Here is a 17,234-nt window from a genome sequence, read left to right as displayed (position 1 = left end):
TTATCATGTTAGCTGTCATCAGTATGAGTGGTCCGTGTTTCGCAGATGTTCTGCGTGTAGGTATTCCCATTCCAGGTCAGATTCCATTTTTTTGGCAAGATGAAGCAGGGCAGTACCGGGGCATTTACCCAGACACATTGCGACTCGTAGCGACTGATCTTAATCTGACATTAGAATTTTTACCGTTGTCACAGGCGCGATTACGACGACATTTCGAAACAGGTAAGATAGATATTGAAATGGGTGTGTCTGATAACGTTAACGACAAACCTGAGCTAAAGAAAGTCTCGTTGTTTAGTCGTCCCTTCAGTGTCGTAAATGAAGTTATTATCTATCGACCCGAATTGTCTTTTCCTGTTTTCATTCTTAAAGACCTGGCCGGTCAGCGTGTTGCGACAGTGCGCGGAACCACCGTACCTGATAATCTAACAAGAGAAGACTTTACCAATGAATGGCAAATTGCACAGCGCGTCCATCGGGGCTGGAACAACATCGGATTAATGAAAGAAGCCGTCGCTCTGCATTATCAACGCGAACAAAATCTCAATTATGAAACATCATTACCCTATGCCAGCAATCCCGTATCATTTCGGCTTCATATTCGTAAAAAAGAACTCCTGGTACCTATGAGCGCAAGCATAGCGCGCTTAGAACAAGAGGGTGCTTTAGAAAATCTGGTATGCAAATACCTGTGTGGGCCTGAATAAGCCCCCTACACTTAATTGTCCAAGGCTATAAATCGATATTATGACGAGAAAAATATTAAGTTTGAAAGTAAAAAAAGATAAAGACGCTAAACCTGCAGGTGAGGAAGTTGAAAATATGTTTCCTGATGACCCGCAAAAGCGTTTTTTAAATGGCGTAGCCATCCACCCTGCTCCGTGCATTCGTTTGGAATCCGGATCTGAACAAATTTCCATGCGAGCGATGGATTTGATCACACCAATAGGCAGGGGGCAGAGAGGTTTGATTGTTGCTCCACCGGGCTCGGGCAAAACGACCTTGTTAAAATATATTTGTCAGGCGGTGGGTAAAGCTTATCCCGAGATAAAGCTTTATGCGCTACTCATTGATGAACGACCAGAAGAAGTAACTGATTTTAAGCGTAGCGTGTCGGCAGAAGTACATGCCTCATCCTCGGATGAAAGCTATGCTCAGCACGTACGTGTAGCCGATAAACTGCTTGAAACTGCCCGCAAGGAAGCAGGGGAAGGTCATGATGTGATGATTGTTATCGATTCTCTCACAAGGCTCTCACGAGTACATAATGCAGAGCGAAAAAGTAGCGGTAGAACCATGTCGGGTGGGATTGACGCCAGAGGCTTGGAAATACCACGAAAACTATTTGGTGCTGCCAGAAATATAGAGAACGGTGGGTCGCTTACGATTCTGGCGACCATACTTGTGGATACCGGAAGTCGGATGGATCAGGTGATATTTGAGGAGTTTAAAGGCACCGGTAATATGGAGATCGTTTTATCCCGAGAGGTCGCCAGTCATCGGATTTTTCCTGCGTTGGATATTGCTAAAAGTAGCACGCGCCGTGAAGAGCTACTTCTTGATGCTAAAGATATCGAAAAGATAATAGCGTTGCGAAGGTCACTTACTGATCTTAAGCCGATAGAGGGTACCCAAAAACTGGTTGATCTATTAAAAGAATACCCAACCAATGCCGAGCTGTTGAAGGCTTTTTCACCAACCTAACGCTTAAGCACTGAAATACTACCCATCAATACCGATAATGTTGTTTATCGGTATTGGCTTATAACATATTGTTTTTGCTATACTAACGTAAATTAATTTAGTGTAAAAATGATGCTAAGTCTACCGCCTGCGTTACCTTTATTTGATGCCGTCATTCATATTGAAGATGGAAATCCTACCATTAATCAACACATTGCCAATGTCACAATGAATCAGGTCAGTGACGCTGCACTGATTTATGAGCACGCCGTGGACTGGTTACTTGAACATCGACTTAGCGAAAATAATTACAAAACCTACCGTAGCGAGCTAACCACGTTTCTGTATTGGACCTTTATTGAAGAAGGAGTCTCAGTCTCTGATATCACGCGGCGAGTATTACTGCGTTATATCGATTACTGCATGAAGCCACCGATGCATTTGATTGCCTATCGTAATGTAGCGCAGTTCGTGGTCAATAAAGACATAGATGAACGGGTTCCAAACCCTGATTGGCGACCATTTCTCGGCAAAAAAAAGGAAGGCATCGAGCAGCCCTATAAAATCACAGATAAAGCACTGAAAACCAAGTTAGCTATTTTATCGGCCTTTTTCAGCTACCTGATCAACGAGGAATATACCGAACGCAATCCAGCGATGATGCTAATGAAAAATGGACGTTTCAAATCGATTTCGCAAAATATAGTGATGCATGAGGACGATGAAGAAGTTCGCTCGTTTACCCCATTACAGTGGTCTTATGTTATCTCAACGAGTACAAAACTTGCGCAATCAGATCCTGAAACGCATGAACGAACCTTATTTCTGATGGGTTTAATGTATAGCTGTTACTTACGTATTTCCGAAGCGGCGGCACGTCCGGGGTTTTCACCGGTCATGGGTCAATTCCGTAGAGATTCAAAAACCGCCGTCTGGGGATTTAACATTCCTCGCAGTAAAGGAGGTAAAAAAAGAACCGTCGCCGTATCAAATGATTTACTCAAAGCATTAAAGCGATACAGGCTCTTTTTGGGATTAAGTTCATTGCCGGCACCCAATGAAACTACGCCTCTGTTTGTACGACATCGCGCTGCAGGTCGTGGCCGCGAAGTAGGTTTATTAAATGCTAACTTAGGAATTAGACAGTTACGCGAACAAATCAATTCCGTATTTAGCCTGGCGGCTGATGCTGCTCATAACGAAGGCTTTGATCATGACGCCATTGAAATGAGACAAATGACACCACACAGTATGCGTCATACGGGAATCTCACATGACATCAACATTAATGGTCGTCCGTTATCGCATGTACAAGCAGATGCAGGGCATGACAGTATCGATACCACTTCACAGTATTTACATACCACGCGAGTTGAGCGACACGAATCCGCTGCAACAAAACCAATCGATCATTTAGCGGAATCTTATAAGGAATAATTCTTATCAGGAGTGAGTCCGATTAGCCGGCATTAAAACCGGCCATACGTTTCGCATCAGTGATGCTTAACGAAAGATATAGAAGGGTGGTCTTGTTGAGCGGACTGTTCTGGTTATTGCCGTTCCACTGGCCTCTGCGTTGCTTTCCTTTTTGTGCCTCGCGATACCACTCTCTGTCTTGAATTCCCATTTAATCGCTCCTTGATTAGAAAATTTTATTTTAGATGCTTCCCTGTAAATTGCCATATATTAGATTGCCCATTCAAAGCGGCCGCTTGATCTTATTCCGGGCCCGCAACGGGCGAATAGAGCAGGGCAGGACGATCAGAAAAGTGGCCAGGTTGTTAAAATAAGGGTTAATGGTTTTTTGACAGCTAATAATAGTAAATTATATTATTATCAATAAGTTATAGCTATTTATTAACAACCAACATAAGCACATAACCAAAAGACATAAAATAAACTTCAACAGACAACTTCAAATAGCTGTTAGTCACTCAGGTAGCGCCATTAGCAGTAACCATAAAACACACACCTTAAATAATAGCCATCCTAGTAGATAACATCAGACCGTATACAAGCCCTGTAATGTATTAAAAGTACATTTAATGCGATACAAAATACATATCAATTACTTTGTAACAGATTAAATGCGTGGCTTTATTAAAGAACAAACCAATAATCCATGTATGTGCGTTATATGTAGCGGTACTTTATCCGTGAAAAAGTATTCTTCGAAGCTCTCCTTACGAAAATAATCTGAATATTTTCACCAGCGTTCAGGACTATTATAGCTATGCCGATAAATAGCATTATCGGCAACCCATCATATTTAAGCGTACTCATGATCACTGACCGCAATGCTCAAACACTCCGTTTACAACAATACTAAAACCACATACCAAAATAAAAATCAGCGCCATATTTACAACTCCATCACTGTACAAGCAATGATTATCAATTTTCATGCAGTGATATATTAGCTACAGCTCAGCCAGGATGCTGCTTGGAGCTTCTCCAAACGTTGGCAAAACCGTTTATGCTTGCTGTGGAATTCACAATACGTAATGGCTAACAAGCCAGATGACATAGCATGGACGTTACACCTGGCGGTACTTTATCCGCGAAAAAGTATTCTTCGAAACTCTCCGTACCAAGCACGCAAAAAGAAACGTTCGGTATGTTTTATCGATCTGCGTGACGACGCTGAATCATAGATACCCGGAGATGAATATATATTGAGCCTATGTAAAGACAAAAACCATGGGACACAGAACCTCAGCAAAGATAACCGTGAGAAATGGTGGCGGGTTTCCTGGCTTTCAAAATACCTGCGTGGATTTAGTAAGCATCCTGAACAGAGCGTTTCTAAACCGCGTAAAGCCTAGTTTATGTTCACGTCAGATTTCATAGAACGGTAGATTACCCGCAAAACTTAATTCTTGGCGACTCTCCGTACAAAACCCATATTCAAGAGCACTTTGAAGTAGGCACTTACCGTTGTTGAAACGGCAATTTTACAGCCTATTTTTCATATATAACAAATACGCATAATGTATATTATGTTAAATTGAATGTTATGTTGTTAATATCTGATAACCCGTTTGTGTAGGTTTTGATTTCACCTGCAATTCTTTCCACCGATGTGAAACTCACATTATTGTGTATCCAATCTCCCAGCATCATTAGCGTGCGCCTCATTCCAGGTGAAAAAGCCTACTCGTGCGGAGAACCGCTAAGAATTGTTTTTTGTGGGTATTCTACCGTTCTATAAGATCTGAAGCGTTAATTCCATACCAGTCATTCCTTACGGACAGCCACGAAGAATAGTTTTTCCAGATTAAATGCTGCTGTGTGAAATGCGACATCGTTTGTCTATGCGGCTAGTTTTCCACGACTCGATACACTGGATATAGGCTCATAAGGATTTCTCTTGGCGTCATTCAGTGTCGCTAGGTAAATCTAATAAATATACTATGCGTTCTTAGTACGGATTTTTTCGTACATAGAGCTTCGAAGTATGGTTTTTCGTGGATAAAGCACTGTTAGATGTAACGGGCTAGTCTAGAATGCATTAAAAATCTAATAATATGTATTATGTACTGCTATAAATGTATTTTTAATACGGAATTAGTATATGAACACTTTAAGTGCGTAGTTTACGGTTACTAGCAATGTTTCCAGCTGAGTGCCCTACAGCTTTTATGAGTTGCTATTGAATTTCATCTCGCAGCTATGAGTATTTAGTTATGTTAATTATCGATAATTCATCATAATTAGCTGATATTTAATTAATTTTTAATATTTTCATGAAATACAAAGCCTCACATTAAGAAAGTGGAGGGCTTCTTTGCCCTATCATCGGTCACCCTAGTATTCTCCCCTGCTCTATTAGCGCGTTATGAGCAAATAGGAGAAATCACAAGCCAAGGATGATGTGTTTGATTTTCTATAACCAGAGGGAAAAAACGCAAGCTAATAGAGACAGCTCTTAACTGACTGTCCGTGGAACCGGGTAAAACCAATAATCGTCAATACGGTAGTAGCTAAGCACCTCTGGCAGCGTAGCAACCCTATGCTATCAACCCAGTGAGTGAGAAGATTGTGGCTTGTAAGCAGTTTAGTGGATGCAGCCAAGATAAACCTCGCCAAATATTTTACTCGCTTTCTCTCTGACTAATTCTGAAGTTTGTTTAGAAAGTAAAAAGCCATGGTCAATAGTATTAAAAGTAGCCATTTCAGGCATATCATCACCAAGAACACTGTCAGTCCTATACATTGAATATCTAAGGCTAGCCCACAATTCATACCCTAATTCAGCTTCGATTGGCGGATTATATCCATCCTCATCTCCGTAGGTAAGCATTTTAGGTTCGCCTGTAACTTCCTCTCTTAAACGTACGCCACACAATGCAGCTACTAGATCTGCGAGTTGTATACCGTTTACTTCTGAAGAGTCACAGTTATAGAGCTGTGATACTTTGCTTTTACTGGAAATTAAGTCGGCCTCTGTATCGCTAATAATTCCTTGATCCACGAATATTTTTAACGGCTCATCTAGAGCTAAACTTTCAAGGTGAGATATGAATATCGAAAACTCTTCAAATATTTCATGTCTGAGGCTACTAGGTAGAACAAAAACTCCCCACCTGGTTTGATCGTTTATGTGGCATCTAACCTTTGATCGAATTTCTTGCATTTCAGCATTATTTTTCATTTTTTCACAGGAATGAAATTCTTTCAGGTCATATTCAGATAGAATCTTTTGTAAGCTATCTTGTGGATCATGATTACAAATAACAAACGAGAGCAACATAAATCCATGTTGCTCATGTATCGAGTCATCGATGTATATATTCATACTGGTTATTCCTACAACGAGGGTTGGTACACGCTTTAGTGAAACGCTCTGTGCGGATCCGCATGGGGGCTGAGGGTTAGAGCCCCTCGGCTACCTGATTAGGCATTAACGGGCACATACTCAAACTCAAGAAAGTTCTTGCTTGGCACGGCTTTGACAATCTTAACGTTCTGATGTTCACCTTTCGCAATCCATCTTTCGAGTTTAGGCAACAAGGCCATATTGAATCGTGCTCCCAAGGCTACCTCAACCAATTCACTTTCACGGTACTGTAGCTCAGTGTTTTCTAAAGCGAGTATTCTATATTCTTGCTCATATCCCCAAGAAACAGACTTGAGATAATAAAGGTCATGCGCTCTTGAAGGTTCGAATACAGGTATTTCGTGTTTATAAACTACAGGTTTACCTAAAGCCAATACACTACAATCGGATATTGGCTGATCTTCGTCCGCAGAAAATTTCAATCGAATACCGCGATGCTCATCCCCGTAGTGCGCGAACATCAAATTATCATTTCGTGTCACCATAGCGAGACAAAAAAAACGAGCTGGTTTTAAATAACTCTGCGCCCCCTCCCAATTAGCAATATGACAATCAAGTGGGTCATTGAAGCGATGGGCTTCGTTGAAGTAGAGTATGCGCTCAGCGATCAACTGCTCTCGGTATTCAAGAGAATTATCTTCTTTAAAAGAGAGGTACTTAAATAGCTCGATCATTTTGTCTGCCTAACAACCTGCTTTTGAGGAATGCGTCCTGAGAATAATTATTATCAGGAATCCTTATAATTCTGCGAATGATTTTTCATGAAGTATAATAACCTGATATTTATAAAGAATAATATGCACAGAACTATCTCCAAAAATTAATAGGGAAAGAATAAGCGGAAATTTTCATTCTCTTTATTAATAAAAATTAAACGATGTAAATAAACAGATTTTGAGAAAAGACTGCTCAATGACTCACTCCCAATTCCTTCGGTCTATCCGCGAGTACATGCTGGTTAGGCGCTATAGTCGTAGAACAATAACGGCATATTTATACTGGATCAAGCCCTCTATTTTATAAAATAAAGGGCGCAGAGTACTTTCATACGATTGATTTAACGTTATGCCGGTTAATCAATGATGACAATTTACGGCTAGGGTTAAAGCCCCTCGGCTACCTGATTAAACGTGGTCTTTTTCCAGCTCTTGGATGAGTTCATTTGTAGATTTTTCATAAGCCTCAAAATCACGCACTTTTTTGTGCAGTCGCATCACTCTTGCACATGCTTACAAAGATGAGAATGGAAACTGCCAATGCCGTAAATTGCGCCCCAGTTCTCCCGAGAACACCACCCAAACCATCCCAACCTGAAAGCTCACCTAGAAACGGGAATATTGTTCCATATACAGAGGCCAAAGGGTAATCCTCCCCTTTTTGAACACTGTTTACGAAAAGGTGCCTAGAAAGCCGGCGGGTGTCTTCATTAGCTCTTATTTTATTACATCAGAATCAACAATACTCAGTGGCTATTCTTGATCTATAAAGAATGTAATAAAAGTACTAAAAGTGGCAAAAACTGGAGGGGTATGTTTATATCATCTTCTTTATAAAAAGTGTCAGTATTACGTATGTCAGAGTTTAAAATAGGCGCATTGGTTTACTATAAAAGTAAAGCGGCAAGAGTAAATGCCGTTGGTGATAAAGATGACAAGATTGAAATTTCAATCTTAAAAACAACCAAACGGGTGCGTGATAAAGACATCAAACTGTTACACCCTGGTCCGGTAAGCGATATTTCTACTCTCGATATTGAGTTGCCTGATCCTCCTGAAACCTTAAGTGAAACATTGGAATTACTCGAAGAAGAAGCGGTCTCCCTGAGTGAATTATCTGATTTTCTATACGGGGAATTTTCTCCGCAAAGCGCATGGTCTAGCTGGATGCTGGTGATGGATGGCCTTTATTTTGAACTGCTTGCTGATGAAAACGCGAAAGATGCTGGACAGGATCTTATAAAGGCTCGGCCGCAAGAACTCATCGCTGCTGAGAAAGAAAAACGAGAGTCGCGGATTCAACAGCAAGAAGCCTGGGATGCATTGATCAAGCGCATAAGCAATGGTCGCATTGAAGAAACAGATTACCCCCAGCTTATTGAGGTTGAACAACTAGCCTGTGGTGAGCGGGAAAATAGCCGAATCTTAAAAGCAGCGGGTATTCAAGAGACCAAAGAAGCCGCGCATGCGCTGTTAATTAAACTCGGTTATTGGCCACAAGAATACAACCCTTGGCCGCGTCGCATGGGGGTCACCATGAGTAATCCTGAGATAGCCATTCCTGAGGCAGTTGAAACCAGTCGACGTGATCTGCAACACTTACAGGCGTGGGCGATTGATGATGTCGGCAATCAAGATCCTGATGACGCAATCTCATTGGAAGGAAACCGTTTATGGGTACATATCGCTGATGTTTCCTCACTGGTAATTCCAGATTCTGAGTTGGATATTGAAGCGCGTTCTCGTGGCACCAACGTATATTTGCCTGATCAGACCATTCATATGTTGCCGTCAGGCATCACACAGCAACTTGGACTTGGCTTGCAAGAACAAAGCAATGCTCTCTCGATTGGCTTTACTATTGGAGAAAATGGAGAATTAGAAGATATAGAACTCTGTTTTTCATTACTTCACGTTACCCGAACCACCTACGACGATGCCGACAAGGCGTTGGACAGCACATTTATTGCATTAAAATCAGTGACAGATCGTTTTCATCAACGCCGAATCAATAATAACGCCGCCATGCTGGATTTACCCGAGGTAAACATCCGTGTCGATAATGGAGAAATTTCGATACGTCCTTTTAAGCAAGGTGGAAGTCGTAAGATAGTCACAGAGGCGATGCTGGCGGCGGGTGAAGCCGTGGCATTATTTGCGCATAAAAATAACATCCCGATTCCCTATGCCTATCAACCCGAACCCATAGAAATTCAGCATCCGCAAAAAATGTCCGAGCATTATGCCTACCGGCGTTGTTTTAAGGCATCCCGGCATACCACAGAACCGGCTGCACACTTCGGGCTTGGACTGCCAATTTATACACGGGTAACCAGCCCTATCAGACGCTATCTGGATTTAATCGTGCACCAACAGCTCAGGGCATTTTTAACGCAGCATTCACAACAACCACAACGTCCTCTGCTGGGCCACGAGGAGCTTGTAGAAAGAATCGGTCTGGCGGATGAAGCATCATTTGCAGCACGTAAAGCTGAACGTAATTCTAATCAGCATTGGACCATGCTCTACCTTAATCAATATAAAACGAAGCAAGGCGAAGGCAATGGTAATTGGCAAGGAGAAGCAGTCGTCGTTATGCACGATGAGCGAAAGACTACGCTTATTTTGCCAGACCTTGCTATAGAGCCTAAGTTACAACGTCAGGATAATACTGAATTAGATCAATCGGTAACAGTACAAGTGGAATCTGTGAACATTCCAGAACTACGGGCATTTTTTCGTGTAGTTAATTAACGCATTGAGATAACCGGGGCGAAGCGGCGACGGACTTGCCGACGCCCAACAGCTCGCAAGACGATTACTGGTGAATATTCTCTTGGCGAATGGCGATGCGCACCTTAACTGGAGCTTTCTATACACCGATAAGATCACACCACGGCTTTCTCCTGCTTACGATATCGTAACAACCAACGTCTATATCGAAAACGAAACCCAGTACGCGCTCAATCTCGCTAAAACAAAGGAATTCGATCCTCCTTGTCTGAACTGAAACTATTCTATGAGCGGTGTTACTATAGGCATCTCATCTACAAGAGGTCTAACAACAGGCACTTCTTCTACAAGAGGCCTAACTTCGGGCCTGATTTTTGCGTTAATTGCATTCCTGCTTGCACTTAATCTACTTTTAACATGTTGAAAAAAATCAATCTTATCCCTAATTCGCTCAAGTGCAATTGCTCCTTTAGGCTTTGGCGACAACGCGAGTTCGAGAGATGCTCCCGCAGACACCGAAGCTGCGGAAACACCCAACCCACAACCGGCCACACTGACACACGATGCTTCGGCGCCAAGTAACGAAAGTACGAATCCTACCCCGCCAAGAACCCTGTCGCCCGTTGATGGTGAGTCTGACTCATACCTACTGGATTTGAGGTCTATGATTTTGTCACCTACGGCTTCAATCTGCCCATCGAGGGAGTCTATTTGGGACCTATAGATGTGATTTCTATTGACGTAATAAAAATCGACCTCTGACTCTTCAAACACCATCTCATTGTCGACCAAATTAGGATCAAGCCCCGTAGGGTCCGCAAAGTTTATGGGATCGTTGAAAGCGAATGCATATGGATTTGAAAGCCCGGCCGGCCGCGAAATGATAAGCGGATCCCTTTGCAAAAATCGTCCGGTTTGCAGATCGTAGACCCGCGCCCCCAATAACGCGATACCCAATGAACGAAGCGTCTCTGCTTCGCTCCATTGGTATTCACTGTAACCTATCGTTCCGGGAGCACCGTTGTCGGAAAGGATACCCCCAAATGACTTGTACTCGATTTCCTGCGCAACCTTTCCATTCTGATCGCTAAAAAGTTCATTACCTCCAAATCCAGGGTGCGAATATATTTGCGTTTCTTGGTCGCCAAAGCCACGCAAGGTCACAATCGTGCGGCCCTCGGGCCCTGCAATTTTCCTGTCAAAGACCCAACCAGCACCTCGGTCAACGGCTTCTAGAAGTGGATCAATTTTAATGCTTCTCCGCTGAACTGAATTAAATGCGTCATCGACCGACAATCTGCTGATCTCGCCGAAACCATCGTAAGCGATGGAAAGCGAATTTTGCCCTTTTTGTGCACGAGTCAGTCGACCCTTCGCGTCGTAGTCAAAGGTACGCACGCCAGAACCGTCAGGAAATTCAACGATATTTCCCATTATATCGTAATGAACGTTGCACCCGGGCGACGTGGAAACATTAGCTTCCTGAATGCCACAAATACGATCTGGATCAACGCCTGAATAGTCCAATTGAAGGCCCCCTGCTCCACTCGAGTTGGTATCTTCTATCGAGGTTACGTTCCCAATCGCATCATAGTTAAAGACTTCATTACTTATGTTTGGCGAGGCAGCCAATGACAGTTCAGTTCGATGTGTTTGCGTCAAACGCTCCATAGAGTCATAGGCATAAGTTGTTTGTCTGATCCAAGGAGCACTCGTCCCGGTAACACCCGTGTGGGTTCTGCGGCCCAGCTTGTCCTCGCCATCGTAATCGGCAAATTGAATTACGTCAGACCGAGAAGCGCTACTCAAACTGCGCTGCTCAAGAACTTGTCGCCCACCCTGCGCGAATGTCGCAGTTTCAACAGTTCCATTTCCAAGCCAGATTTGTCGATAATGACCGAAAGGGTCTATTTTTGCCTCAAAGATCATCTTATTGCCAGCCCCTGAATCCACCGTAGCAATTTGCATTCTGCCGGCGCTGTCATAGCCATAATTTACGACTTCAGCTTGCGTATTGGCCCCATCCTGCACATTGAAAAGCAGCGCCGAAAGTTTACCAGAAACGTAGTTCCTGCGATCAATCTGAAATCTCCCATTAATGTCGTCAAGCGTCCGGCTTGTTGAAGACAGGCCACCAAAGACGTCATAACCAAAATAGGTCGAACCTAATGAATCATGCACAGCCGCAAGACGTCCGAGCAGATTATCTGGGTTCACGTGAGCCGGGTTACCAGTGTCTGCGTCCCACTGAAACTTGGTAATAGAAGTATCATCGACGATCCCGTCCACAGACATCAAGATCGATTGATATCTACCAAAACCATCATAGGCATACCGAGTCTCAAGGACAGGAACCGGAGGCGTTGCGTTGTCGCCCCACGATTCCCGAATGACCTGGCCGAAACTGTCGTACTCAATAAAACGCGTCGCGACATCCGGTTGTTCTACGCTTAGCAACTGTCCAAGCGAATCTACTACGAAGGACCAATTCGCAACGGCCCCGGTCGACAGTTGCGGGGTTACAAAGCGCGCCACTCCAATCTGTTGGCCCAGTCGGTCGTAAGAATAACTGGAATGCTCAACCCGCTGCCCATTTGTCCATCTGGAAGCACGCAGGAGCCAATCATTTGCCGATTTCACTTCTTCGTCGAAAGATCCGGATTCATTGTGATTTGGCGTAAGTTCGTTGGGGCCAAACGTTTGAATTAGCAGTTGTCGTTGATCGTATTTAAAGCGTGTGCACGTCGCGAAACGTTCATCTGAAGGCACCGAAACCCATGAGAGTGATTGTGGTCCATTACCTCGAATACTGCACTCAAGTTTGCCATCTGGATAGTAGTGATAAGAGGTGCCATAAGAAAGTACTGGGTTATCGCCCAAAAGATAGGGATCGGCTTCAAACGAACGGCGTCCCAATTCATCAAATTGCAAATATCCTGAAATCAGGGTTTCGTCCTGATAGTCAGCGCCAAGGTGATTTTCAGTAAATCGGTTTCGGCCGAATTCATCAAACCAAGTGGTCTTTTCAATCGGTAGTGGCGTCTCGACAATTATGCCGCCAAGTGGCGCCAACCAATCATAGTCTTTTCGGACGATGCGCCTTCCCGTGGGATCATTGGGGTCGTCTTCGTATGAAATTTCACTAAGCAGGCGTTCTTGTTGGTCAGCGGTGAACGAAAATCCGGACGACGAGAGTCGCCCGAATGAGTCATAGTGGTAGTGTTTCTGGAATCCGTTTGCGTCTTTTACAAGTGTTGGTTTCATCAATACCGGATCAAATCCCGCGCTTGTGGATATTGGGGCAGTTACGTCGCTGGAAGCCTCCGAGATGAGAACAGGGGAAATACCAAACGGACCAAACTGGGTGTTCGTTTCGCGCACGACACCGTCTTCTCTTTCCTTGATAACAGTCGTGATGTTTCCAAATTCGTCGTGTTGTTGCGTTGAAGATATTACTTCATCCAGAAGAGCGCCCGTTTGCGGGTTGTACCTTTGGCGGATATTTGCCGTGCGTAAACCTTTTTGAATTTGCCCCGATGGCAGTCCATCATACAGATATCCAACCCCCGAAACCGCCGGTCCCACTCCTAGCGTTTTGCAAAAGCGAGTATAGGTCGGCGCGATGCTGACCGAAGAACCAGTTGCAGCACATGCATTCGTTGAAGAGGATGATATTTCAGAGAGCATTCTGTTCGCCCCACCCACATCATTGACGCTGTATTCAGTAAGTTGACAGACGTCATCGTCGGCACGATTCGGCGCGACATCATTCAATCGCCATTCCCAAGTCGTCTGGCCGTAATCATTTATCTCACAGATCCGGTTTTGTTTAATGATCGCAGCATCGCCTGGCGGCAACAAAGAACCTTCCCAAACTGTTGAAATCGCAGGGAACACGAACCCAAACCTGGCGCATAGCAAAGGGTCAGGTGAGGACAATGTCGCATCATACGGGGACGCAACGGCGTCACATTCATCGCCAGGCTGCGGAACGTAGTCTGCCTTAGAAGAAACCCCGTACCGAGTATGAATTGCCCCCTGCACCATCTGATTATTGGTCAAATCCAAACCAAGAAGGTCGCGGGGGTCTTCCGGCATCACGCCAGACAGTCGAAATTCATCGCGAAGCATACCAACCAATGCATAGCCTCGGTAACCCACTAGCCCGGCGTTCGAATTCGGGGTAATTCTGTCAAAAATTTTGGCCGACCCCATGCGTCTTTCTTGCGGCGACCCACGATGCGTTCTTAACGTAACTTTGCGCCCATATCCGCGGAAACTGAAACGCGACATCAGGGCGTCATAAAACAGATTTGCGTCACCGTAGGCGTATTGTGTAGCGTTGATGGGATCAGCCAGACCGCGTAACCCAATCGAATGGGTTTCCACAACGACCATTTCTGGATACGGAATTTGGTGGCGTGTATTTGGATCCCTTTTGGCAGATTGCCAAGCGATATTGGTCCGCCCTGCGTACCCGTTATCAACCGCGATCAAGCGCCCGGAATTAGGGGCGCCGGCCTTGCCCTGAAGACCGCCGACGATTTCGTAGACTTTGTAAAAAGTGTCAACGTCTCCCTGCTCATTTTGCGTGGAAGCGCCCAGCACAAATTCCGGCCTTTTGTCGCCGTTAATGTCCAACAAACCTGAAATACTCTGTGTCTGGTTGTCGTCGCAGTAGTGCACGTCGGACTTCATTTGAAAAGTCGCCGGCACTTTCATTGGGATTTCTTTAGCATAGCCGACACCCATGCCAACTCGTAGGCCCCATACTTTTTGATCTACATCACCTGAGACCTGACGCTGCTGCACATAGTCCGGGATTCCATCCCCCGTCAGATCAATCAGCCCTGATGTTTGTTGTGTGGTATAGGCCCCGTCACAGCCCGGAGGACGCGTACCGCGAATGCCAGCCATGGGCCCGGGAAGGTGAAAATCGCCTGGCGCGAAGTCACCGGGGCGACCGTTTCCAAACCAGACCCAAATCGTCTCCTGATCGCCGCCTTCGTCTTCTAGCACGTAATTTCCGCTTTGCAGGTAGTCGGCAAAACCATCGCCGTTGATGTCAGAAAATCCACATATTTGGGTGCGAGAATCCTGCGTTTCAAACCAGGCTTCTACGCCGCAAACGCCACCGCCTGGCTGTGGTACTACAAGCACAGTTGATCGGTCCGAAAACTCCAACAAACCACCCCTGGATACGTTGTAATACACACGGATATTATTGTTATCGGCAGGTTTGAACCTAGCCCAGGCCGTACAATTCTGCACCTCGCTTGTTTCAACCAATTCTCCGTTATCGTCAAAGACCTGATCGAAGATACTGCAATCCTCATCTGCCAATTGGTCATGCAGCGGCTCGGCGTTGAAGATAAAGTCAGGAAGGCCATCGCCGTTGACGTCTTCAAGTTTCCATTGGCCGTGGATCAATCGGTCGTCATCTGCAATGTCGGACGTTGATCTCGATAATGAGAGATTGGCAGCAGGCTCAATTAAGCCTGCCGCCAGAAGCTCAAAGCGAATGCGGGTCACGTCAAATTCATAGTGAGACCAGGAGATGCTTTGCGCCCCTTGCGCCCCTGGAAGGTTCAATTCTACAGACCAGACATCAGAATTATCTTGGAGTGCAGAAATGCGATCCAACCGCCCATCACCATTAAAATCGATCAGCTGAGACCACGAATTGAAATTGACATATAAGGGGCCAGCCGGGCCATCGATCTTGCTGCCGTCCTGCATGGTCAGCTGCGATCCGCCCAGATTCAAATCTGAAATCCGGTCCGGACTGTTCAGCGTGTTCGTCGACGTCCCAATCAGGTTACTTTGTAGTATCCAATCCGACCCGTTAAAGTAAGCCAGATCCGCCAGGCCGTCCCCGGTCATGTCCGCCAAGACCTGGTGCGTCACAAATTCTTCGTCATTCGAATTTTCCGTCGAAAAGCCGATCCCGATATTGTTCCCTGGCAGGTCAGCGGGGACAGGGATATCCGCCTGGGCGCCGAAAACCAGTTCACCATCCAATTCCGTAGACCCATAGCTATAGACGGCGACCGGGCGAATTTCTTCTGAATCCCGTCCCCGAACATCCACGAAAGTCAGGCGCGGCTGATGCGTATCCCGATCCGGCCTATATGCAAATTGATACGTCTTAAGAACCGATGTCGCATCTGCGGACCCCATTGGAAGTACACATTGATTTTCGGTAGAAACATTGACGCTCAGGCTTTTCAAAATACGCATGCGGGCTTGCATGAAGCCTCCGCGTGCGTCTACAGATAGAACCGCCTGCTGCTCGCCCGAACTCGTTTGGCAGCTGGGCCCCTGATTACCGTCCCAGCCCCAAGGTCCGTATTCGAAATCCAGCACATATTTTGGACAATCATCCGCAAAGCTATAGGCAATCTGTGACAAAAGCAGGTCTGGGTGTTTTGGTCTTTCTTCGTCCAGAGCACAGTAGGAATGAGTATCCGGCGAGTGCGTGAATTCGATACTGTTCTCACCTGTTCGATCCGTGACCTTCGTAAGGTGATAAAAGATATCTGGCTCTGTATCGATGAGAGATTTAAATTCGTACTGCCGCCCGTCGGTATCGTTTAGAAGGAAGCCATGGTCGGTCGAGACAAGACGAAGCATGCGTCCGGCCACCATCGCCTGATATTCATGGGGACGTCCGGTTGGATTCATCAGATGAGATTCACCACCCATAAATAGTTGAATACGCTTCGCCGATCCGAAATTATTCCCCTCTGTGATTAATGGTTTTCGTCCGGCCACGGATATTGATTCCCGTATGTGCCAAGTCTCTGCCACAAAACCAACGCCAACATTTCCAACCCTATTTCCACCTGTGTAGCGGATGTCAAACGGCAGTCGAAGATCACCTCTTGGTTCCGGGAACCTGACCGGCACCGAAACGTCATACCCGCCGTTCCCAGAAACAGACCCAAAAGCCACCGACTCCTCGGCGCCATAGACATTTCCATCAACACTTTGAATCATAGAATGGAAAAAATCCGAAGGATCAACCATCGACTCGGAAGCATGCACGAGTGTTGGAAATACTGACAACAAAAGCGAACAAACAAGAAATCGAATTTGCACAAGTATTTCACGCCAATTTGCCGTCAGTTCTTTGGCCGAATATTCCATATGAAAGTCCTCTTCAAATGTTCAATACCAGGAAACCATTACCAGATTATCAGAGTATGGGCGAGTATTCTCGTACAGATAGTCAGATCAATGCAGATGAACAAGGGTCTTAG

General features: G+C 45.1%; 9 protein-coding genes and 1 pseudogene. 6 read left to right on the top strand and 4 right to left on the bottom strand.

All coding sequences use genetic code 11. The features are described 5' to 3' along the window. Nucleotides 1-23: 23 nt before the first annotated feature. The 3 genes from Nant_RS10630 (at nt 24) to Nant_RS10620 (ending at nt 3,120) form a co-directional block, all read left to right on the top strand. A complete protein-coding gene (locus Nant_RS10630; RefSeq protein WP_238377119.1) occupies nt 24-707 on the top strand; it encodes a substrate-binding periplasmic protein in 684 nt (227 codons plus the stop codon). A 40-nt stretch (nt 708-747) separates the two neighbouring features. Then, nucleotides 748-1,704, top strand: coding sequence for a transcription termination factor Rho (rho, locus tag Nant_RS10625; RefSeq protein WP_054341626.1), 957 nt, complete (start codon nt 748-750; stop codon nt 1,702-1,704). A 108-nt stretch (nt 1,705-1,812) separates the two neighbouring features. After that, nucleotides 1,813-3,120 carry a tyrosine-type recombinase/integrase gene (locus tag Nant_RS10620; protein WP_238377118.1) on the top strand — a complete coding sequence of 436 codons (1,308 nt, stop codon included), beginning with the start codon at nt 1,813-1,815 and terminating at the stop codon, nt 3,118-3,120. Nucleotides 3,121-3,142: 22 nt separating this feature from the next. Here the strand turns inward: Nant_RS10620 and Nant_RS21305 are convergent, their stop codons facing one another. Further along, the gene (locus tag Nant_RS21305) at nt 3,143-3,310 is read right to left on the bottom strand and encodes a hypothetical protein (protein ID WP_156298830.1); all 168 of its coding nucleotides are present in this window, start codon (nt 3,308-3,310) and stop codon (nt 3,143-3,145) included. Nucleotides 3,311-4,187: 877 nt separating this feature from the next. On the opposite strand from Nant_RS21305, the gene Nant_RS21300 reads away from it, so the two are divergent. Next, on the top strand, nt 4,188-4,337 hold the full coding sequence (locus Nant_RS21300) for a hypothetical protein (RefSeq protein ID WP_156298829.1): 150 nt from the start codon (nt 4,188-4,190) through the stop codon (nt 4,335-4,337). 1,403 nt (nt 4,338-5,740) lie between these two features. On the opposite strand, the gene Nant_RS10615 is transcribed toward Nant_RS21300, so the two are convergent. Continuing rightward, nucleotides 5,741-6,481, bottom strand: a complete 741-nt coding sequence (locus Nant_RS10615; RefSeq protein ID WP_054341625.1) for a DUF3800 domain-containing protein — start codon at nt 6,479-6,481, stop codon at nt 5,741-5,743. A gap of 98 nt (nt 6,482-6,579) precedes the next feature. After that, nucleotides 6,580-7,197 (bottom strand): DUF2971 domain-containing protein, encoded by a 618-nt coding sequence (locus Nant_RS10610; RefSeq protein ID WP_054341624.1) that lies wholly within the window; start codon nt 7,195-7,197, stop codon nt 6,580-6,582. An 897-nt stretch (nt 7,198-8,094) separates the two neighbouring features. Here Nant_RS10610 and Nant_RS10605 point away from each other — a divergent pair. Then, the gene (locus tag Nant_RS10605; protein WP_054341623.1) at nt 8,095-9,993 is read left to right on the top strand and encodes an RNB domain-containing ribonuclease; all 1,899 of its coding nucleotides are present in this window, start codon (nt 8,095-8,097) and stop codon (nt 9,991-9,993) included. Nucleotides 9,994-10,039: 46 nt separating this feature from the next. Further along, nucleotides 10,040-10,249 (top strand): annotated as a pseudogene (locus Nant_RS21030) (HipA domain-containing protein); the annotation flags it as partial. Nucleotides 10,250-10,251: 2 nt separating this feature from the next. On the opposite strand, the gene Nant_RS10600 reads toward Nant_RS21030, so the two are convergent. Next, entirely contained in the window at nt 10,252-17,121 is a 6,870-nt protein-coding gene (locus Nant_RS10600; protein WP_054341622.1) for an RHS repeat domain-containing protein, read from the bottom strand. Between the last annotated feature and the right edge of the window lie 113 nt (nt 17,122-17,234).

This window comes from Neptunomonas antarctica, from assembly GCF_001305295.1.
GTDB lineage: Bacteria > Pseudomonadota > Gammaproteobacteria > Pseudomonadales > Balneatricaceae > Neptunomonas > Neptunomonas antarctica.
The sequence above is the reverse complement of the archived record's forward strand: the minus strand, read 5'-3'. Positions and strand labels throughout refer to the sequence as shown.